Source organism: Pseudomonas sp. Pf153 (assembly GCF_001269775.1).
In the GTDB taxonomy this organism is placed as follows: domain Bacteria; phylum Pseudomonadota; class Gammaproteobacteria; order Pseudomonadales; family Pseudomonadaceae; genus Aquipseudomonas; species Aquipseudomonas uvaldensis.
Map to the genome: position 1 here is coordinate 92,136 of NZ_LHVL01000012.1, position 18,264 is coordinate 110,399.

Sequence of the window (18,264 nt, forward strand, 5' to 3'; positions counted from 1 at the left end):
CTACAGATATATAACTTTGTTCTGGCATGGAACTTTATCGGATCTACCTCGTTAGCGGCTTTGGTCCCTTACAGGCGTTTTTATCGAATGGCTGAAAACCCCATTTTTGAGCGTGCGACCCGTTTTTTATCCGCGCTTCGGCATTGTCAGGCGCTGGGCCTGAAGTTGCACAGCGCCAGCAATGAAGGGCTGACGCTGGTGCTGCCTTTCAGCCCCCGAATTGTCGGCAACCCCCTCACGGGCATCATCCATGGTGGAGCATTGACGTCCTTGATGGATACCGCGTGCGGCATGTCGACCCTGTGCGTGCTGCCTGAGTTCGAGGTCTGTCCGACCCTCGACCTGCGTATCGATTACATGCATGCCGCCGCGCCAGACAAGGACGTCTACGGCTTCGCCCAGTGTTATCGGGTCACGCCGGACGTGATTTTCACGCGGGGTTTTGCCTATCAAGACGACCCCGAACAGCCCATCGCCCATGTGGTGGGTACATTCATGCGCTTGGGCCAGCATGCCAGGGGGCTCGGCAGGGCCGGGGCGGGCAAGTCATGACTGATCTTATTCGCGAACAATTGCGCCAAGCCTGCGAGCAAGGCGACTATGGGCTATTGATGGCCTCGATCCCTTATGCACAGTTGATCGGCGCCGAATGCACCCGACAGGGCGATGAGCTGCTGTTTCGCCTGCCGGCCAGCCCGGAAAACATTGGTAACCCTTTATTGCCTGCGATCCATGGCGGTGTCATTGCCGGTTTCATGGAGCTGTCGGCGGCCATTCATCTGCTGATCGTCACCCGCACGCCGGGTGTGCCGAAAATCATCGATTTTTCCCTGGATTACCTGCGCGCCGGGCAGTTTCGCGACACCTATGCCAAGTGCCAGGTCTGGCGCCAGGGACGACGGGTGGCCAACGTGGCTATCACGGCCTGGCAGGACGACGCGGCTGAGCCCATCGCGACCGCGCGGGCGCATTTCAAGATCCAGGAGCCCGCAAAGCCGACCCGCCCTTGAAATTATCGGGGGCGCCCCCACCTTGAGGTCATCCCGCCGCCGACTCAGCGAGGCGGACACCACCATCCACTTGGAGTTTGATGACAATGAGCGTGGAAACTCAAAAGGAAACCCTGGGCTTCCAGACCGAGGTAAAGCAACTGCTGCACCTGATGATTCACTCGCTGTATTCGAACAAGGAAATTTTCCTTCGCGAGCTGATCTCGAACGCCTCCGACGCTGTCGACAAATTACGTTTCGAAGCCCTGTCCAAGCCAGAATTGCTGGAAGGCGGCGCTGAGCTGAAAATCCGCGTGAGCTTCGACAAGGACGCGAAAACCATCACCCTGGAAGACAACGGCATCGGCATGAGCCGCGAAGAGGTGATCACTCACCTGGGCACGATCGCCAAATCCGGCACTGCCGACTTCATGAAGAACCTGACGGGTGACCAGAAAAAAGACTCCCACCTGATCGGTCAATTCGGCGTCGGCTTCTATTCCGCGTTCATCGTGGCCGATCATGTCGAAGTCTTCAGCCGCCGCGCCGGTCTCGCCGCGAGCGAAGGCGTGCACTGGTCGTCCAAGGGCGAAGGCGAGTTCGAGGTTGCCACCCTCGACAAGGCCGATCGTGGTACCCGCATCGTGCTGCACCTCAAGTCCGGCGAAGACGAATTCGCCGATGGCTGGCGCTTGCGCAACATCATCAAGAAATACTCCGACCACATCGCGCTGCCAATCGAGTTGCCGAAGCAGGTCACCGCTGCCGAGGGCGAAGAAAAGCCTGAAGTGGAATGGGAAACCGTCAACCGCGCCAGTGCCCTGTGGACTCGCCCACGCACCGAGGTGAAGGATGAGGAATACCAGGAGTTCTACAAACACATCGCCCACGATTACGAGAACCCGCTGAGCTGGAGCCACAACAAGGTCGAAGGCAAGCTGGAATACAACTCGTTGCTGTACGTACCGGCCCGCGCACCGTTCGATTTGTACCAGCGCGAAGCACCTCGCGGCCTGAAGCTGTACGTGCAACGTGTATTCGTGATGGACCAGGCAGAATCGTTCCTGCCGCTCTATCTGCGCTTCATCAAGGGCGTGGTGGACTCCAACGACCTGTCCCTGAACGTCTCGCGGGAAATCCTGCAGAAAGACCCGATCATCGACTCCATGAAGTCGGCGCTGACCAAGCGTGTGCTGGATATGCTGGAGAAACTGGCGAAGAACGAGCCCGAACAGTACAAGAGCTTCTGGAAGAACTTCGGTCAGGTAATGAAGGAAGGTCCGGCCGAGGACTTCGCCAACAAGGAAAAAATTGCCGGCCTGCTGCGTTTTGCCTCGACCCAGGGCGACGATGGCGAACAGATCGTCGGCCTGGCCGATTACCTGGCCCGCGCCAAGGAAGGCCAGGACAAGATTTACTACCTCACCGGCGAGACCTATGCCCAGGTCAAGAACAGCCCGCACCTGGAGGTCTTCCGCAAGAAAGGCATCGAAGTGTTGCTGCTGACCGACCGCATCGACGAGTGGCTGATGAGCTACCTCAACGAGTTCGATGGCAAGAGCTTCGTCGACGTGGCCCGTGGCGACCTGGACCTTGGCAACCTGGATTCGGAAGAAGACAAGAAAGCCGCCGAAGAGATCGCCAAGAGCAAGGAAGGCCTGGTCGAGCGGATCAAGACGGCCTTGGGCGATGCAGTCAGCGAAGTGCGCGTATCCCACCGCCTGACCGACTCTCCGGCGATCCTGGCTATCGGTGAACAGGACCTCGGCCTGCAGATGCGTCAGATTCTCGAAGCCAGCGGCCAGAAAGTCCCGGACTCCAAGCCGATCTTCGAATTCAACCCGGCTCACCCGCTGCTGGAGAAGCTGGACAACGAACAGAGCGAAGAGCGTTTTGGCGATCTGTCGCACATCCTGTTCGACCAGGCGGCCCTGGCTGCTGGCGACAGCTTGAAGGATCCGGCGGCTTATGTTCGCCGTCTGAACAAGCTGTTGGTGGAACTGTCAGCTTAATCAAGTGCAGGAAAAACCCGCTTCGGCGGGTTTTTTCATTTCAGGTGTTCGATTGAAAGGGAGTCTGTCATGAGTCAGATCACGGTTCGCTCACTGGTCTATCAGATCGAAGGTCAACGTTATGAAAGCCGTCTGGCCTTCGACATCAACCAGCAGGGGCCGCGTCCGGGCCTGTTGATGGCACCGAACTGGATGGGTGTAGGGGCGGGGGCCGAGGAGATCGCCAAGTCGGTGGCCGCCAACGGGTACGTGGTATTGATTGCCGATCTGTATGGGCAGACGGTACGGCCGACCAACGCCGATGAAGCGGGGGCGGCAATGATGCCGCTCAAGAATGATCGGGCCATGCTGCGCAAGCGCATGCAGGCCGCGCTCGAACAATTGCAAAGCCAGGACGAGGCGCCGGTCGATGCGTCGAAGCTCGCCACGTTCGGCTTCTGCTTCGGCGGTTGCTGTGCTCTGGAGCTGGCCCGTACAGGCGCGCCGCTAAAGGCTGCCATTTCGTTTCATGGCACCCTGGATACGCCGGATCCTGCGGATGCGCGCAACATCCAGGGCTCGGTGCTGGTGATGCATGGTGCGTCCGATCCTTTGGTGCCCAAGGAACAACTGCCGGCGTTCGAAGACGAAATGAATGCCGCCGGGGTGGATTGGCAATTGCTCAGCTACGGCGGGGCGGTGCATTCGTTCACCGATCCACAAGCCAATGTGCCGGGCAAGATGATGTACAACGCCAAGGTCGCCAACAGGGCGTTCAGGTCAATGCATAACTTGCTGGATGAGGTGTTCAAGGACTGAGTCGTCCGGGGGATGCCAGATTAGCCAAGGCATACACCTGTGGAGGAGTAGCCAAGGCATACATCTGTGGGAGCAAAGCTTGCTCGCGATGAGGGCAGGGCAGTCAACGATATGCTGACCGGTCGGGCGCTATCGCGAGCAAGCTTTGCTCCCACAGGCTTTGCTCCCACAGGATTTGTAGAATCAGGGCAACTCGATCCGCTCGCTTTCCCCCGGCACGGTCGGCCAATCGCCGGCCGCCCAGCGTCGACGGGCTTCGTCGATCCGGGCCGGGTCGCTGGAGACAAAATTCCAGTTCATCCGCCGCGGCCCGTCCAACGGCGCGCCTCCGAACAGCACGGCATGGCAATCGCTCTCGGCACACAATGTCATTTCCTTCCCGGCCGGCAGTATCAACAGCGAATGGGGTTCCACCGGCTCTCCCTCCAGTTTCGCTTCACCACTCAACACATACAGTGCCCGTTCTTCATGCTCGGTGGGAATCAGCAGAGTCGTCGCGGTCTGCAGGTTCAATTCGGCATACAGCGTAGGAGACAACACCGGTACCGGCGATTCCAGGCAGAAGCCTGACCCGGCGATCATGCGGATACGGATCCCCAAAGTGTCGCTGACCGGCAAGGTGCGGGCCGGATGATGGCTGTAGTGCCCCGGTCCTTCTTCATGGGATTTGGGCGAGGCCAGCCAGACTTGCAAGCCGTGCATGACGAAATCACTGCTCAACAGTGCCTCGGGTGTGCGTTCCACATGGGCAATGGCGCTGCCTGCGGTCATCCAACTGACGTCTCCGGCCTGTACCACCTGATCGGAACCGAGGCTGTCCTTGTGCTGGAGTGTGCCTTCGAACAGGTAGGTAAGGGTGGACAGCCCGATGTGGGGGTGTTGGCGGATATTCATGCCTTTACCGGCCGGGTAGGTGGTTTGCAGCATGTGGTCGAAAAACACGAAAGGTCCCACGCTGCGGCACTTGGCGGACGGCAGAGGGCGGAGAATCGGCTGGCCTTCGACATCTTCTGCACGGGGGCGAACGGTCAGGGGCGTGGTCATGGTGTCTTCCAGATTGAGCAACGGAGGCGGTGAGCATAACCCGGTGCCGCCGGTGATGGCACAAGCGACTTGAACCCGGGCGGGAAGCGTGGGGTCTATGCTGCTCATGGCCTGTGGAGATTACCCGTTGATCCGTCTGATCATTGCCTGGCTGCTGGTGGTTTTCAGCGTTGCTGCCATGGCCCGCGAATATGCCTACAGCGATGCGCACCTCCACTATGTCGATTTCTTCCAGGAAACTGCCGGGATGCCTGAGCTGCTCAAGGCGATGGCTGACAATCGCATCGAGCACGTCATGATTTCCGGCATTCCGGTGGCCAAGAAATGGCATGAAGACGAGCCCAAGCGGCCACGGTATTACGCCGGTGATGATGCGGATGCCTATTGGTACAGCGCCACCGATGTGATCGTCGCGGCGGCGGTGAACAAGCTGACGCCTGAACAACGCAAGCACTTCCATCCTTTCCTGTCGGGCTTCAACCCCAACGACAAGAACTCCGCCGCCCACATTCAGCGCATGCTCGATCTGTATCCCGGGTTGTGGCAGGGCATCGGAGAGGTGTTCACTCGGCATGATGATCTGACCGCGCTGACGTCGGGCGATACCCCGAGGGCCAACAACGAGGCGATGACCCGTATCTACCACTTGGCGGCGGAGAACGACCTGCCGGTGATGTTGCATTCCAACATCACCTCCAAGCGAGAGAAAAATCCACTTTATTTGCCGGAAGTCGAAGAGCCGTTGCGTAACCATCCCCACACGCGGTTCATCTGGGCTCATGCCGGCACCAGCATGGAGATCCATCGGCACCAGACCCGGCTGGATTTCCTGTTGCCAACACTGAGTCGGATGCTGGAGGCTTACCCGAACTTGTACATTGACCTGTCCTGGAGCCTGCTTACGCCGTATTTGCTGGATGAGGCGGGCAAGCCCCGGCAGGAGTGGGTCGAGTTGGTGGAGCGCTTCCCGGAGCGCTTCATGGTGGGGTCGGATGTGGTCGGTCGCTTCAAGAAACTTGGCCACGAGCTGCACGGCTTCGATCCGTTTTTGGATGCCCTGCCGGAAGAGGTGGCCAAGAAGGTGGCGCGCGATAATTTCCTGGCGGTGTTGTGTGGGAGCAAGGCTTGCCCACGATGAACAGGTAGCAGGCTTGAACCTGCATCGCGAGCAAGCTTTGCTCCCGCAGGCAAACGCCGCTTTGTCATCAGTCTGTCACGCCCGCGTCATACCCTCGCGCTCATCTCAATCAAGGAGCGCACCATGCAATTCAGCCGTTCAAGCGCACTGTTGGCGCTGTTGTTGACCTGTGGCCTGGCTCAGGCCGAAGTCCGTGTCGAAGGCCCGGTGGAATATGGCGTTTTTGAAGGGACGCAAGCCGAGCTGCAATCGGGAGAGCGGGTGTTGCGGCGCAGCAACGAACCCATTCGCCAGACCGAAAGCGTACCGGCGAAGCTGGGCACCAAGTTCGGCATGCGCTATCAGTTGGTCGGCAAGGTGGCCGATGACCAGCCGTTGACTCTGCTGTATTTCACCCCGGGCATTCGTACCGCCGATGGGGTGCTCCATGACAAATTCGAAGTCACCCAGAAACTGGTGCCCGGTGCGCCTCAGGATGTGATGGCTTATGAATTCACCGAGAGCCATGAAGTGGTGCCGGGCGAATGGCGATTCATGGTGTTCCAGGGGGATCGGTTGCTGACGCAGCAGCGCTTTGTGGTGCGCTGATTCCCCATCCAACGTCGATTACAGCGTGGGAGCGGGCTTGCCCGCGAAGACGGAGTGTCAGTCAGCATATTTGTAGCGGATGCACCGCTTTCGCGAGCAAGCCCGCTCCCACAGGGAATCAGTGGTGAACATCCATGCTGTGAATACACCCCTTCCCACAGGGGGGGCGGTGCATTCAACAGGCATAAAAAAACGCCCCGAACCAGTCGGGGCGTTTTTAATGACGAAGCAGCGGGGCTTACTTGCCCTGCCAGCGCTTGAGTACCAGGGTGGCGTTGGTGCCACCGAAGCCGAAGCTGTTACTCATCACGGTGTCGATCTTGGTGTCTTCACGGGTCTTGGTCAGGATCGGCAGGTCGGCCACTTCCGGATCCAGCTCGTCGATGTTGGCCGAGCCGGCGATGAAGTTGCCTTCCATCATCAGCATGCAGTAGATCGCTTCGTGAACGCCGGCGGCGCCCAGCGAGTGACCCGACAGGCTCTTGGTGGAGCTGATGGCCGGGGCCTTGTCGCCGAACACTTCACGCACGCCTTTCATTTCCGCAACGTCACCGACCGGAGTCGAGGTGCCGTGGGTGTTCAGGTAGTCGATTGGGGTATCGACGGTGGACATGGCCATCTGCATGCAACGAATAGCACCTTCGCCGCTCGGGGCCACCATGTCGTAGCCGTCGGACGTGGCGCCGTAGCCAACGATTTCGGCGTAGATTTTCGCACCGCGGGCCAAGGCGTGTTCCAATTCCTCGACCACCACCATGCCACCGCCACCGGCGATGACGAAACCGTCACGGTCGGCATCGTAGGCACGGGAGGCTTTCTCGGGAGTGTCGTTGCGCTTGCTGGACAGGGCGCCCATGGCATCGAACAGGAACGACTGGCTCCAGTGTTCTTCTTCGCCGCCGCCGGCAAAGACGATGTCCTGCTTGCCCATCTGGATCTGTTCCATGGCGGTACCGATGCAGTGTGCACTGGTGGCGCAGGCCGAAGCGATGGAGTAGTTCAGGCCCTTGATCTTGAAAGGCGTGGCCAGGCAGGCGGAAACGGTGCTGCTCATGGTCCGGGTGACGCGATAAGGGCCGACGCGCTTGACGCCTTTTTCCCGCAGGATGTCCAGCGCTTCCATCTGGTTCAGGGTCGAAGCACCGCCGGAACCGGCAATCAGGCCGGTGCGCGGGTTGGAAACCTGCTCTTCGGTCAGGCCCGAGTCAGCGATGGCATCCTTCATGGCCAGGTAGGCGTAAGCCGCTGCATGGCCGACGAAACGGTAGATCTTGCGGTCGATCAGCTCTTCGAGGTTGAGGTCAATGGAGCCGGAAACCTGGCTACGCAGACCCATTTCGGCGTATTCCGGGTTGAACCGGATGCCCGGGCGACTTGCACGCAGGTTAGCGGAGACGGTCTCTTTGTCATTGCCCAGGCAAGAAACGATGCCCAGACCAGTGATAACGACGCGGCGCATGCGGATAACCCTTAGAAGTTGTCAGTGGAGGTGAAAACGCCAACCCGAAGGCCTTCGGCGGTGTAGATCTCGCGACCGTCGACAGCCACCGAACCATCGGCGATGGCCATGTTCAGCTTGCCCTTGAGGACGCGTTTGATATGGATGTTATAGGTGATTTTCTTCGCGGTCGGCAGGACCTGACCGAAGAACTTCACTTCGCCCGAACCCAGGGCGCGACCGCGGCCCGGCAGACCCTGCCAGCCGAGGAAAAAACCGACCAGCTGCCACATGGCATCCAGGCCCAGGCAGCCCGGCATCACCGGATCGCCTTCGAAATGGCAGGCGAAGAACCACAGGTCCGGAGTGATATCCAGCTCGGCGACCAATTCACCTTTGCCGTACTTGCCGCCCTCTTCGCTGATATGGGTGATACGGTCCACCATCAGCATGTTCGGGGCGGGCAGTTGCGCGTTACCTGGGCCGAACAGCTCACCGCGACTGCAGCGCAGCAGATCTTCCCGGGTAAAGGCGTTTTGTTTGGTCATGCGAGCTCCTCAATAATCCCATGCGGCAGGGTGGGGCGAATCTTCCCGGCCGATCGAAGCGTTCATGCCTCGAATCGGCAGCCTACCCATAGACTATTGCGTTGTAGTGAAAGTCACAGCGCAGAGGCAAATGAATGAACACCTGTGCACTGAAATATTAATTCAAGCCCCCAGTCGAGGCTCGTCGGGTGCCTAAGACTGCCGCACTTTCGCTTTCCACGCCAGCCACATGGGTTACTAATGCACCCAACGCTGCATAATTTGCTGCAGATCAGTTCTTTTGAAGGGTTTTGCAAGGTAATCGTTCATGCCTGCCGTCAGACAGGCTTCGCGGTCGCCTTGTAGCGCGTTGGCCGTCAACGCGACGATGGGCACCGTGCCGCAGCCCGGCAGCTGGCGTATCTGTCGCGTGGCCTCGTAGCCATCGACCAGGGGTAGCCTGCAGTCCATGAGAATCAAGTCGAACATCAGGCTTTCGGCGCTGCGTATGGCCTGGGCGCCGTCGGAAGCGATGCTCACGGTGAAGCCCAGGCTGCGCAACATGGCTTCGATCACGGTCTGGTTGACCGGATTGTCCTCCACCAGCAGCACATGACGGCCTTCGCCGTCTCCCTTGTCGCCAGGCAATCGAGGCGCCAGGACCGGTGGGCTCTGCGTAGACAACGCCAGGGGAATCTCCAGGGTAAACACCGAACCCTGGCCTTCTTCGCTCTGCGCCCGCAGGGTACCGCCCATGCGTTCGGCCAGAGTCCTGGCAATGGGCAGGCCCAGGCCGGTGCCGCCGTAGCGTCGGGAGATGGAGCTGTCCGCCTGCTGGAAGGCGTCGAACATGCGTTCCAGGCTTTCGGCCGGAATGCCAATGCCGCTGTCGCGTACTGCGCAGGTAAACCACAGCAGTTCGTGATCCAGGGCCTGCCACTGGCATTGCACGGTAACGCGACCTTGCTCGGTGAACTTCAGCGCGTTGCCGATCAGGTTCACCAGAATCTGCCTGATCCGCGTCGGATCGCCTTGTACCCGCAGGGCATGCATGTCGTCGGGAATCAGCAGGTCCAGGCCCAGTTTGCGTTGTGCGGCGCTGTGCTGGAAGGACTGCGCACAACTGCTCACCAGTTCCGCCAGGTTGAACGGGATGTGCTCCAGCTCCAGGGCCGAGCGTTCGATGCGCGAGAAATCGAGGATGTCGTTGATCACCTTCAACAGGTGTTCGGTGGATTCCGAAGCCAGCGCCGTGTACTCGTGCTGCTCCTCGGTCATCCGGGTGGTTTCCAGCAGTTGCAGCATGCCCAGCACACCGTTCATGGGGGTACGCAGTTCATGGCTCATCATCGCCAGGAATTCGGACTTGGCGCTGTTGGCCTTTTCCGCTTCTTCGCGGGTCTTGATCAACTGTGCCATGGCCTGGTGCTGTTCCCGGCTGGCTTGCTCCAGCCCGTCGGCCAGGTTGTTGATATGCCGCGACAAGGCCCCGAGTTCGGCGTCGTCGACGATGGGCAGGGGCTTGCTGTAGTCGCCCTGCTGGATGGCCTTGACCGCATCGCCGATGTCGCGGATCGGCCGGGACAGGTTCGAAGCCAGGCGGCGCGCCACCAGAAAAGTGAAGAGCAAGGCAAACAGCGCCAGGATCGCGGCCTTTAGCAGAATCTCCTGTTGCCGTTGGCTGAAGGCGTCGCTGGACATGCCGACGACCACCCGGCCCAGGTAATCTTCGCCGGACGTCTCGACGGTCGGATTGTTGCCTTGCAGGAAATCATTGTTCAGGGCGATGCGTTGCAGGCGCACCGGCGCCTGGAAGACTTCGATTTGCTGGGAATGGCTGCGGTTCTGCGCCGGCTGTTCGACATACACCAACACCCGGTCCGTGGCGTCCTGAACTTCCAGGAAGCGCACGTGGGGCGTGGCCAGGGTGGCGGTGAGCAGACTTTCCAGCACCTCGTTGTTGCCGGAGATTACGCCGTATTCCGTGGCCGGGGCCAGTTGGTTGGCGATCAGTTGGCCGGTGTGATTGAGTTCCTGGCGCAAGTCCTGGATCCGCACGAAGGTAAAGAAACTGATCAACAACACGGTCAGCAGCAATGCCGGGCCGAGGGAGATGAGCTGGGTGCGGGTATTGATATCCCAACGGCGACGCAAGGTCATGGACGTTGTTCTCCTTCGGCCAACTGCGAAGCGACGGATTCGGTATCGATCGGTTCGATCCCCAGGGAACGTGCAACCTGGCGGTTACTCAAGACTTTGAAGCGGGGCGGATACAAGGTGCGCGGCCAACTGGAGGCGGGACGGTCAAGCAACTCGTCGAGAATCGCCAGCCAGTCTTCCTGGTCGCTGTAGGTACTGACCAGGCTACCGGCCTTGACGAAGGCCGCGCTTGGCCCGATCAACGCGCGCTGCCTGGCATAGCTGCTGAGCAGCAGGTTCTTCACGGTCTTGGGGTTGTATAGGTCGGGATCATCGAGGCCCAGCAACACATCGCTCTGGCCCAGCAGGTCCTGCAAGGGGCGGCTGTCATTGGTGTCGTTCCAGCGTTCGGTCACGATCTCCAAGCCCAACGGTGCCGCGACCTGGCGGATTTCCTTGAGCAGAAACTCACTGTGGCCGTCATACAGCACGCCGACTCTGCGCACCTGCGGGAGAACCGAGCGAATCAGCCGCAATTGTCGCCCCACGGGAGGATCGCTCCACAGCAGGCTCAGCTGAGAGGGCGTCGTTTCACCCAGGCGATCCCGCGCTTGCAGGCGGCTGATCCGCAGCACCAGCGTGGCCGGTCCTTGATGGGCTTGCAGGCGCCAATCGAGGCTGGGTAAATCCAGCAGGACCAATCGGGTGTCAGCGGGCAACTTGTCCGGCGCCGGCAGGTTTGCCAGCGGAGTGAACCGCACTGTGTCGTCCGGACGCAGGGCTTTCAAGGCCTGGGTGAAGGATTGCACTCCGGGGCTGTCCTGGGCGCCCGTGAGCAGGATCTCGGCGGCCCGGGCCTCGATCACCGCCAACCAGCCGGCGAGCACCAGGCACAGGGCCAGCGGCAGGCGGCCGGAAAATGGCCTGGAGGGAGATCGGCCCCGGAACATCTAGAAGGACAACTCCGCGCTGAAATAAAGGACGTGTCGGGAGTCGTAGCGGTTATCGACGAAAGTGGTGGGCTGATTGTCCAGGCGTTCTTGCAGGACTCCCGCCAGTTCCAGGTTGGCCTTGCCCAACGGGATGCGGCGGGCGAGGCGGGTGTCGACCCGTTCGAAGCGATAACCGTTGAGGGCATCGGCGGCGTAATAGAACACCGAGCTGTTCCAACCCTGGCCCCAGTCCCGCAGCCAGCCGGCAGATCCGCTGTTGCGGGCGGTCAGTTGTTCGTCGAGGGGGTTGCTGGCCTGCGCATCGACATAGGCATAGGTCAGTCGCAGGCGGTCGGCGTTGGTCAGGCGCCAATCGAGCTGGGTTTCGGCCCCGGAAAATTGCGATTCATTGGAGTTGCTGGCGATGTACTGGTTGTTGCGCAGCGGTTCGCTGATCATGCCGGTGATTTCGTCGTGGAACAGCCTTACGTCGACCGACAGGCCCAAATCCATGAAGTAACCGTTATAGCCCAGTTCCCGGGAACGCATGTGCTCCTGGTCGAGGTTCCCCGGACCACGGGTCTGGACGAAGTATCGGGCGCTGTTGCGGCCGAAGGCGCCGGGCTGCAGGTTGGTGACCTGGTAACTCCAGTTGACGTTGTTCTCAAACATGTCCGGTGAGCGCACCGCCTCGGAGTAAACCGCCCGCAGGCCATGGCGTGGCGTGATCAGGTAGTTGACCGCCACTCGCGGCGTCAGCGAACTGCCGGTCAGGCGGGTGTCTTCGAACATGGCGCCGCCCTGCAGCAGCCAGTGCTCGGTGGCTCGCCACTCGAACTGGCCGAACAGCCGCCAGGTGGTGTCGTCCAGGGTGCCGTTGAAATAGGTCTCGGAGTCGGCCCGGTCGTAGCGATAATTCGCCCCGGTGACCAGTCTCAGGCTGTCGGACAGGCTCAACGTGTCCTGGATTTCCAGGTCGTAGCGCGATTCCCGGGCACTCTGATCAATATCGCCGCACAACGTCCGCGATGCACCGTTGCGCCACTGATCGAGCACCTGGTTGGCCAGCGCCTGTTCCTGCGCCGTACCGGGCGGTGCACCGGTATTGGTGTAGGTGGGCATGTTGCGCGCCAGTTTCTCGGCGTAGTTGGGGTTGAGCTGCCAGAGATCGGTCAACTGTGGACTGAAGGACACCTCGGCATCACAGGCACGCCAGGTTTGCTGGCGATCCCAATGCTGGAACGAGCCTTGTACATAAAGGCTGTGGTCGGGGTCCAGGTCCAGGTTCCAGCGCAGCGAACCGGCATAATCCTTGGCAATGACGTCGGAGTTATCCCCAGCGGCCGTGATCCCGGCAAATACTGGCTTGTAGGTGTAGGGCCGCTGGTTGGTCCCGTCCTTGGCGTTCAACTGCCAGTCGATGCTCTGCTGCTCGTCGAGGGTCTGGCTGACCGACAGGTTGAAGCGGTTCAAGCGTCGACTGTCGCGGTAGTCGGCGCCGTTGCGGTTGCTGTCAAAGCCATCGTCTTCCTGGCCGGACAGCGAGAGCCGCATGTCACCGCCATCCCAGCCGCTGCCCTGGCTGGCGTACCAGTCGCTGATACCCCGTTGGCCCCGGGTCATTTTCAGCCGGGTGCCGTGGCTGTCGGCCGGGGCGCGGGTGATGATATTGACCACCGCCATCAGCGCGTTGGCACCGTAGCTGACGGTGTTGGGGCCGCGGAAGACTTCGATCCGCTCGATGTCTTCCATGGCCACCGGAATGTCGCTCCAGTCCACCGTGGCCAGGCCGGCGCGGTACACCGAGCGGCCATCGATCAACACCTGCATGCGACGGGCTTCGCTGGCGTTGGTGCCGTGGTAGTTCACGGTGGGCTGGTTGCCGCTCAGGTTGCCGACCATCATGCCCGGCACCAGGCGCAACAGTTCGCTGATGTCCCGGGCGCCACTGGCCTTGATCAACTCGCTGTCCAGCACGGTCATACTGCCCGGCACCGCTGCCGGCGATTGCTTGAGTCGCGTCGCGGTCAAGACTTGAGGCAGGGGCTGGCTGTCGACAAACAAGTCGTCGGCCCATACAGGCGGGCTGATGAGCAGCGCCAATAGCAGCGACGAACCTGGGCGAAAGGGGCCAACGGACACGGCATAGCCTTTGGGTAGCAGACGGATGGCAGGCATGTTAACTGAGCTGAGCGACTTTTCCAGTTGAGTTGATAGCATTTTCCTAGCAATTGGTGGTCAGCTTCCTACAACTGCGGGTCATCACAGAGGGCTGGTCGGCTTTCGGCCGCTCCGTATAATGCCCGGCATCGCCACTTGGTATGGATGAACGGATTGCATATGACTGAACAGCGCCCGATTGCGGTTCTGGGGGGCGGAAGTTTCGGTACCGCCGTGGCCAATCTGCTGGCCGAAAACGGCCACGCTGTACGCCAATGGATGCGAGACCCCGAGCAGGCCGAGGCCATTCGGGTCAATCGCGAGAACCCGCGTTACCTCAAGGGCATCAAGATCCGCCCGGAAGTGGAGCCCGTGACCGACCTGCAGGCGACACTCGACGGCAGTGATCTGTTTTTCGTCGCCTTGCCATCCAGCGCCTTGCGTTCGGTGCTGGCGCCCCATGCCGAGCGCTTGAGCGGCAAACTGCTGGTCAGCTTGACCAAGGGTATCGAGGCCCAGACGTTCAAGCTGATGAGCGAGATCCTCGAAGACATCGCGCCCAAGGCGCGGATCGGGGTTATCTCCGGGCCGAACCTGGCGCGGGAAATCGCCGAGCACGCCTTGACCGCCACCGTGGTGGCCAGCGAAGACGAAGAACTGTGCCAGCGGGTCCAGGCAGCCCTTCACGGTCGCACCTTCCGGGTTTATGCCAGCGCCGACCGTTTCGGTGTGGAGCTGGGCGGGGCGTTGAAGAACGTCTATGCCATCATCGCCGGCATGGCGGTGGCGCTGGGGATGGGGGAAAACACCAAGAGCATGCTGATCACCCGGGCGCTGGCGGAAATGACCCGTTTTGCCGTCAGCCAGGGCGCCAACCCGATGACCTTCCTCGGGCTGGCCGGCGTGGGCGACCTGATCGTGACTTGTTCGTCGCCCAAGAGTCGTAACTACCAGGTCGGTTTCGCCCTTGGCCAGGGCCTGAGCCTGGACGAGGCCGTCTCCCGGTTGGGAGAAGTGGCCGAAGGGGTCAATACCCTCAAGGTGCTCAAGGCCAAGTCCCAGGAGACGGGGGTTTACATGCCGCTGGTCGCCGGGTTGCATGCGATCCTGTTCGAAGGGCGCACGCTGGAGCAGGTCATCGAACTGTTGATGCGCGGCGAACCGAAGACCGATGTCGATTTCATTTCCACCAGCGGCTTCAACTGAGCCTCTGCGATACAGGACAGGAGCGAACCATGAACGATCCCAAGGGCGAAGCCCAATACGAGTCCATTCTGTTACGCGTGTTGTGGATGATCATCTACCTGTTGGTCTGGCAGGTGGCGCAATTCATCCTCGGCGCCGTGGTACTTGTGCAATTGATTTATCGATTGATTTACGGCGCACCCAGCGCCGGCCTGATGAACTTCGGCGACAGCCTGAGTCAGTTCCTGGCTCAGATCGGTCGATTCGGCACCTTCCACAGTGACCAGAAGCCCTGGCCGTTTGCGGATTGGCCGACCCCGCGTGCGCCGGAAGGGGAAGCGCCGCATGCCGTGGCGCCGGCTCCGCATCCGGTCCGGGACGAGGAGCCTAAGCTATGAACGTATGGGTATTGCGCCATGGTGAGGCCGAGCCTCACGGCTCCCGTCCCGATCCCGAGCGGGCGCTGACCGCTCACGGTCGCGAAGAAGTGTTGCGCAGCGCCGCCGAGCTGATCGGGCGACCGTTGACCGCGATTTATGCCAGCCCCTACGTGCGTGCCCAGCAAACCGCGCAACTGGTGCGAGAGGTGCTGGGTTTCGAACCGGAACTGCTCACGGTTGACTGGCTCACCCCGCAAACCCCGCCGCAAACCGTCCTGGAACACCTCAGGGACCGGGATAATGTGCTGCTGGTCAGTCATAACCCGCTGGTGGGCAGCCTGCTTGACCTGGCGCAGCACGGTCATCTGCAACAACCTGAGCAGGTGCACACAGCTGGGTTGGCGGAGTTGGAAGGCGACCTGCCGCTGGCCGGCGCGATGACGCTCAAGGGCATCAAGCACCCCTGACTGAAAAAACGCACCTGTGGGAGCAAGGCTTGCCCGCGATGGCATCGACACCCACAGCCCTGATCCACCGCGGCGCCAGCATCGCGGGCAAGCCTTGCTCCTACAGATATTGAATCCTGCGCAAATAACAACATGAAGGAAAGGCAACGATGAGTCTGTGGCGCACCACCCCCAACATCGAGCAACTGAACGCCGCCGGTAAGAACACCATCAGCGAGGTGCTGGACATTCGTTTCGAATCGTTCGACGACGAGTCCCTGACCGCCAGCATGGTCGTCGATCACCGCACCCACCAGCCGTTCGGCCTGTTGCATGGCGGGGCTTCGGTGGTACTTGCTGAAACGGTCGGATCCATGGCGGCCTATCTGTGCGTGGATACCAGCAAATACTATTGCGTGGGCCTGGAGATCAACGCCAACCATTTGCGTGGCGTGCGCAGCGGCCGGGTGACGGCCACGGCCCGGATGATCCACCTGGGGCGCACCACCCAGGTCTGGGATATCCGCCTGACCAACGATGAAGGCAAGGTCAACTGCGTGTCACGGTTGACCATGGCCGTGGTGCCGCTGGGCGAGCAGCCGCCGGCGCGTTGAGGTCTGGATCGTAGAATGCGGGACCTTGTGGCGAGGGGATTTATCCCCTCGCCACATCGACCTTGCTCAGTTTGAAAACCCGGCTGCCCCATCGTTCAATCCCGACTGTCATCATTCCTGTCATTTACGGTCATTGCCGCCCCGCAGGGTTGTGCGGACAATCGGCTCCAGTTTCCTCGATGGATTGGCCGTCATGCCGCAACACATATTCTTCGCCCACGCCAATGGTTTCCCTTCGGCCACCTACGGCAAACTGTTTGCCGCGCTGGCGCCGCAGTTCCAGGTGACGTATCTGGAAACCCATGGCCATGACCCGCGTTTTCCGGTCGACGACAATTGGCACAATCTGGTGGACGAGCTCATTCATCATTTGGAACAGCAACCGCAGCCGGTGTGGGGTGTCGGTCATTCCCTCGGTGGGGTGCTGCACCTGCATGCCGCGTTGCGTTGTCCCCAGTTGTATCGCGGCGTGGTCATGCTCGATTCGCCGGTGCTGACCCGCGCCGATCAGTGGGTGATCCTGGCCGCCAAGCGCCTGGGCTTCATCGACCGCCTGACGCCGGCCGGCCGCACCCTGGGGCGACGCGAGGAATTCGCGGATCTGGATTCGGCCCGGCAGTATTTTTCCGGCAAGACACTGTTCCGTGGCTTCGATCCGGATTGTTTCGACGCTTACTTGCAACATGGTCTCCAACCGGTCGGCGACCGGCTGCGACTGCGTTTCGACCCGGCCACGGAGATCAGCATTTATCGCGGCGTGCCCCACACCAGCCCTGGTCGGCCCCGCAAGCTCAAGGTACCGTTGGCGGTGGTGCGCGGTCGCCAGAGTCGCGTGGTGATGCGTCATCACACTCGCACGGTGGGGCGCATGCCCCGTGGCGAGGCCCTGAGCATGCCCGGCGGGCATATGTTTCCCCTGGAACGTCCCCTGGACACGGCGAACCTGCTCAAAGATCTGTTCCAGCGCTGGGAGGGGCGCAGTGCATGAATACAGTCGAGGAAGTGCGCCTGAGCCTGCCTCACATCGAGCTGGCCGCCCACCTGTTCGGACCGGAAGACGGGCGGCCGGTGATCGCCTTGCACGGCTGGCTCGACAATGCCAACAGCTTCGCACGCCTGGCTCCCCGGCTCGAAGGCTTGCGCATCATTGCCCTGGACATGGCCGGCCACGGTCATTCGGGGCATCGCCCGCCCGGTGCCGGTTACGCCTTGTGGGACTATGCCCATGATGTGCTGCAGGTCGCCGAACAACTGGGCTTGCAGCGTTTCGCCCTGCTGGGGCATTCCCTGGGCGCCGTCGTGTCGCTGGTGCTGGCCGGGTCATTGCCGGAGCGGGTGACGCACCTTGGGCTGATCGACGGTGTGATTCCCCCTACCGCCCCGGGCGATAACGCAGCCGAACGCATGGGCATGGCGCTACAGGCGCAGTTGGATTTGCTGAAAAAAACCAAACCGGTCTACAAGACCCTCGACCGCGCCATCGAAGCCCGCATGAAAGGGCTGGTAGCCGTGAGCCGCGAGGCGGCCGAGCTGCTGGCCCAGCGCGGTCTGATGCCGGTGCCCGGCGGGTACACCTGGCGCACCGACAATCGCCTGATGCTGCCGTCGCCGCTGCGCCTGACCAACGAGCAGGCCATGACCTTCGTAACGCGGGTCGGTTGCCCGGCCCACCTGATCGTGGCGGCGGAAGGCATGCTCGTCCGCCATCCCGAGTTGCTGGAACGTCTACCCTTCAGTCATGGGCAGTTGCCTGGCGGCCATCATTTGCATTTGAACGATGAATCCGGTGCGGCGCTTGTAGCAGACTGTTTCAATCGGTTTTTCACCGTTTCTTGACTTGCGACGGGCAACTGTCGAGGCTGGGCGAGTTGAAA

18 protein-coding genes are annotated in these 18,264 nt (G+C 61.1%); 12 read left to right on the plus strand and 6 right to left on the minus strand.

From position 1 onward, the window contains the following. The first annotated feature begins 87 nt into the window (after window positions 1–87). The 4 genes from AD666_RS08155 to AD666_RS08170 all read left to right on the plus strand — a co-directional run bounded on the left by AD666_RS08155 (window position 88) and on the right by AD666_RS08170 (window position 3,799). Window positions 88–552 (plus strand): PaaI family thioesterase, encoded by a 465-nt coding sequence (locus AD666_RS08155; RefSeq protein ID WP_053149982.1) that lies wholly within the window; start codon window positions 88–90, stop codon window positions 550–552. Next, window positions 549–1,010, plus strand: a complete 462-nt coding sequence (locus AD666_RS08160) for a PaaI family thioesterase (RefSeq protein ID WP_053149985.1) — start codon at window positions 549–551, stop codon at window positions 1,008–1,010. Before AD666_RS08155 ends, AD666_RS08160 begins: the two co-directional genes overlap by 4 nt. An 86-nt stretch (window positions 1,011–1,096) precedes the next feature. Continuing rightward, complete coding sequence (gene htpG, locus AD666_RS08165; protein ID WP_053149989.1) at window positions 1,097–3,001, plus strand: molecular chaperone HtpG; 1,905 nt, start codon at window positions 1,097–1,099, stop codon at window positions 2,999–3,001. Window positions 3,002–3,070: 69 nt separating this feature from the next. Then, window positions 3,071–3,799, plus strand: a complete 729-nt coding sequence (locus tag AD666_RS08170) for a dienelactone hydrolase family protein (RefSeq protein ID WP_053149992.1) — start codon at window positions 3,071–3,073, stop codon at window positions 3,797–3,799. Between the two features lie 183 nt (window positions 3,800–3,982). Here AD666_RS08170 and AD666_RS08175 read toward each other — a convergent pair whose 3' ends face one another. After that, window positions 3,983–4,843, minus strand: coding sequence for a pirin family protein (locus AD666_RS08175; RefSeq protein ID WP_053149995.1), 861 nt, complete (start codon window positions 4,841–4,843; stop codon window positions 3,983–3,985). A 178-nt stretch (window positions 4,844–5,021) separates the two neighbouring features. On the opposite strand from AD666_RS08175, the gene AD666_RS08180 reads away from it, so the two are divergent. Together AD666_RS08180 and AD666_RS08185 are read left to right on the plus strand one after the other, a co-directional pair. Further along, window positions 5,022–5,981, plus strand: coding sequence for an amidohydrolase family protein (locus AD666_RS08180; protein ID WP_156315927.1), 960 nt, complete (start codon window positions 5,022–5,024; stop codon window positions 5,979–5,981). Window positions 5,982–6,104: 123 nt separating this feature from the next. After that, window positions 6,105–6,569, plus strand: a complete 465-nt coding sequence (locus AD666_RS08185; RefSeq protein ID WP_053149998.1) for a DUF3859 domain-containing protein — start codon at window positions 6,105–6,107, stop codon at window positions 6,567–6,569. Window positions 6,570–6,807: 238 nt separating this feature from the next. Here AD666_RS08185 and fabB read toward each other — a convergent pair whose 3' ends face one another. From fabB to AD666_RS08210, 5 genes are all read right to left on the minus strand, one after another. Then, entirely contained in the window at window positions 6,808–8,028 is a 1,221-nt protein-coding gene (fabB, locus tag AD666_RS08190; RefSeq protein WP_053150001.1) for a beta-ketoacyl-ACP synthase I, read from the minus strand. A gap of 11 nt (window positions 8,029–8,039) precedes the next feature. Then, on the minus strand, window positions 8,040–8,555 hold the full coding sequence (gene fabA / locus AD666_RS08195; RefSeq protein ID WP_003204400.1) for a 3-hydroxyacyl-[acyl-carrier-protein] dehydratase FabA: 516 nt from the start codon (window positions 8,553–8,555) through the stop codon (window positions 8,040–8,042). Between the two features lie 237 nt (window positions 8,556–8,792). After that, window positions 8,793–10,694 carry an ATP-binding protein gene (locus AD666_RS08200; RefSeq protein ID WP_053150003.1) on the minus strand — a complete coding sequence of 634 codons (1,902 nt, stop codon included), beginning with the start codon at window positions 10,692–10,694 and terminating at the stop codon, window positions 8,793–8,795. Further along, on the minus strand, window positions 10,691–11,623 hold the full coding sequence (locus AD666_RS08205; RefSeq protein WP_053150006.1) for an ABC transporter substrate-binding protein: 933 nt from the start codon (window positions 11,621–11,623) through the stop codon (window positions 10,691–10,693). The genes AD666_RS08200 and AD666_RS08205 overlap by 4 nt, the downstream gene beginning before the upstream one ends. Further along, window positions 11,624–13,747, minus strand: coding sequence for a TonB-dependent siderophore receptor (locus AD666_RS08210; RefSeq protein WP_053150477.1), 2,124 nt, complete (start codon window positions 13,745–13,747; stop codon window positions 11,624–11,626). A gap of 198 nt (window positions 13,748–13,945) precedes the next feature. Between AD666_RS08210 and AD666_RS08215 the strand changes: the two genes are divergently transcribed. From AD666_RS08215 to AD666_RS08240, 6 genes are all read left to right on the plus strand, one after another. Then, window positions 13,946–14,971, plus strand: coding sequence for an NAD(P)H-dependent glycerol-3-phosphate dehydrogenase (locus AD666_RS08215; protein WP_053150010.1), 1,026 nt, complete (start codon window positions 13,946–13,948; stop codon window positions 14,969–14,971). A 29-nt stretch (window positions 14,972–15,000) separates the two neighbouring features. Then, window positions 15,001–15,348, plus strand: coding sequence for a DUF4389 domain-containing protein (locus AD666_RS08220; protein ID WP_053150013.1), 348 nt, complete (start codon window positions 15,001–15,003; stop codon window positions 15,346–15,348). Then, window positions 15,345–15,797, plus strand: a complete 453-nt coding sequence (sixA, locus tag AD666_RS08225) for a phosphohistidine phosphatase SixA (protein ID WP_053150015.1) — start codon at window positions 15,345–15,347, stop codon at window positions 15,795–15,797. Before AD666_RS08220 ends, sixA begins: the two co-directional genes overlap by 4 nt. A 149-nt stretch (window positions 15,798–15,946) precedes the next feature. Further along, window positions 15,947–16,390 carry a hotdog fold thioesterase gene (locus AD666_RS08230; RefSeq protein ID WP_053150021.1) on the plus strand — a complete coding sequence of 148 codons (444 nt, stop codon included), beginning with the start codon at window positions 15,947–15,949 and terminating at the stop codon, window positions 16,388–16,390. A gap of 193 nt (window positions 16,391–16,583) precedes the next feature. Then, the gene (locus tag AD666_RS08235) at window positions 16,584–17,378 is read left to right on the plus strand and encodes an alpha/beta fold hydrolase (RefSeq protein ID WP_053150024.1); all 795 of its coding nucleotides are present in this window, start codon (window positions 16,584–16,586) and stop codon (window positions 17,376–17,378) included. Beyond that, window positions 17,375–18,226 carry an alpha/beta fold hydrolase gene (locus tag AD666_RS08240; RefSeq protein WP_053150026.1) on the plus strand — a complete coding sequence of 284 codons (852 nt, stop codon included), beginning with the start codon at window positions 17,375–17,377 and terminating at the stop codon, window positions 18,224–18,226. The genes AD666_RS08235 and AD666_RS08240 overlap by 4 nt, the downstream gene beginning before the upstream one ends. Window positions 18,227–18,264 lie beyond the last annotated feature (38 nt).

Bases quoted from the DNA above. Each gene is read 5' to 3' on its own strand.
- AD666_RS08155 (WP_053149982.1), top strand. From the start codon at position 88: ATGGCTGAAAACCCCATTTTTGAGCGTGCGACCCGTTTTTTATCCGCG.
- AD666_RS08160 (WP_053149985.1), top strand. From the start codon at position 549: ATGACTGATCTTATTCGCGAACAATTGCGCCAAGCCTGCGAGCAAGGC.
- htpG (WP_053149989.1), top strand. From the start codon at position 1,097: ATGAGCGTGGAAACTCAAAAGGAAACCCTGGGCTTCCAGACCGAGGTA.
- AD666_RS08170 (WP_053149992.1), top strand. From the start codon at position 3,071: ATGAGTCAGATCACGGTTCGCTCACTGGTCTATCAGATCGAAGGTCAA.
- AD666_RS08175 (WP_053149995.1), bottom strand. From the start codon at position 4,843: ATGACCACGCCCCTGACCGTTCGCCCCCGTGCAGAAGATGTCGAAGGC.
- AD666_RS08180 (WP_156315927.1), top strand. From the start codon at position 5,022: ATGGCCCGCGAATATGCCTACAGCGATGCGCACCTCCACTATGTCGAT.
- AD666_RS08185 (WP_053149998.1), top strand. From the start codon at position 6,105: ATGCAATTCAGCCGTTCAAGCGCACTGTTGGCGCTGTTGTTGACCTGT.
- fabB (WP_053150001.1), bottom strand. From the start codon at position 8,028: ATGCGCCGCGTCGTTATCACTGGTCTGGGCATCGTTTCTTGCCTGGGC.
- fabA (WP_003204400.1), bottom strand. From the start codon at position 8,555: ATGACCAAACAAAACGCCTTTACCCGGGAAGATCTGCTGCGCTGCAGT.
- AD666_RS08200 (WP_053150003.1), bottom strand. From the start codon at position 10,694: ATGACCTTGCGTCGCCGTTGGGATATCAATACCCGCACCCAGCTCATC.
- AD666_RS08205 (WP_053150006.1), bottom strand. From the start codon at position 11,623: ATGTTCCGGGGCCGATCTCCCTCCAGGCCATTTTCCGGCCGCCTGCCG.
- AD666_RS08215 (WP_053150010.1), top strand. From the start codon at position 13,946: ATGACTGAACAGCGCCCGATTGCGGTTCTGGGGGGCGGAAGTTTCGGT.
- AD666_RS08220 (WP_053150013.1), top strand. From the start codon at position 15,001: ATGAACGATCCCAAGGGCGAAGCCCAATACGAGTCCATTCTGTTACGC.
- sixA (WP_053150015.1), top strand. From the start codon at position 15,345: ATGAACGTATGGGTATTGCGCCATGGTGAGGCCGAGCCTCACGGCTCC.
- AD666_RS08230 (WP_053150021.1), top strand. From the start codon at position 15,947: ATGAGTCTGTGGCGCACCACCCCCAACATCGAGCAACTGAACGCCGCC.
- AD666_RS08235 (WP_053150024.1), top strand. From the start codon at position 16,584: ATGCCGCAACACATATTCTTCGCCCACGCCAATGGTTTCCCTTCGGCC.
- AD666_RS08240 (WP_053150026.1), top strand. From the start codon at position 17,375: ATGAATACAGTCGAGGAAGTGCGCCTGAGCCTGCCTCACATCGAGCTG.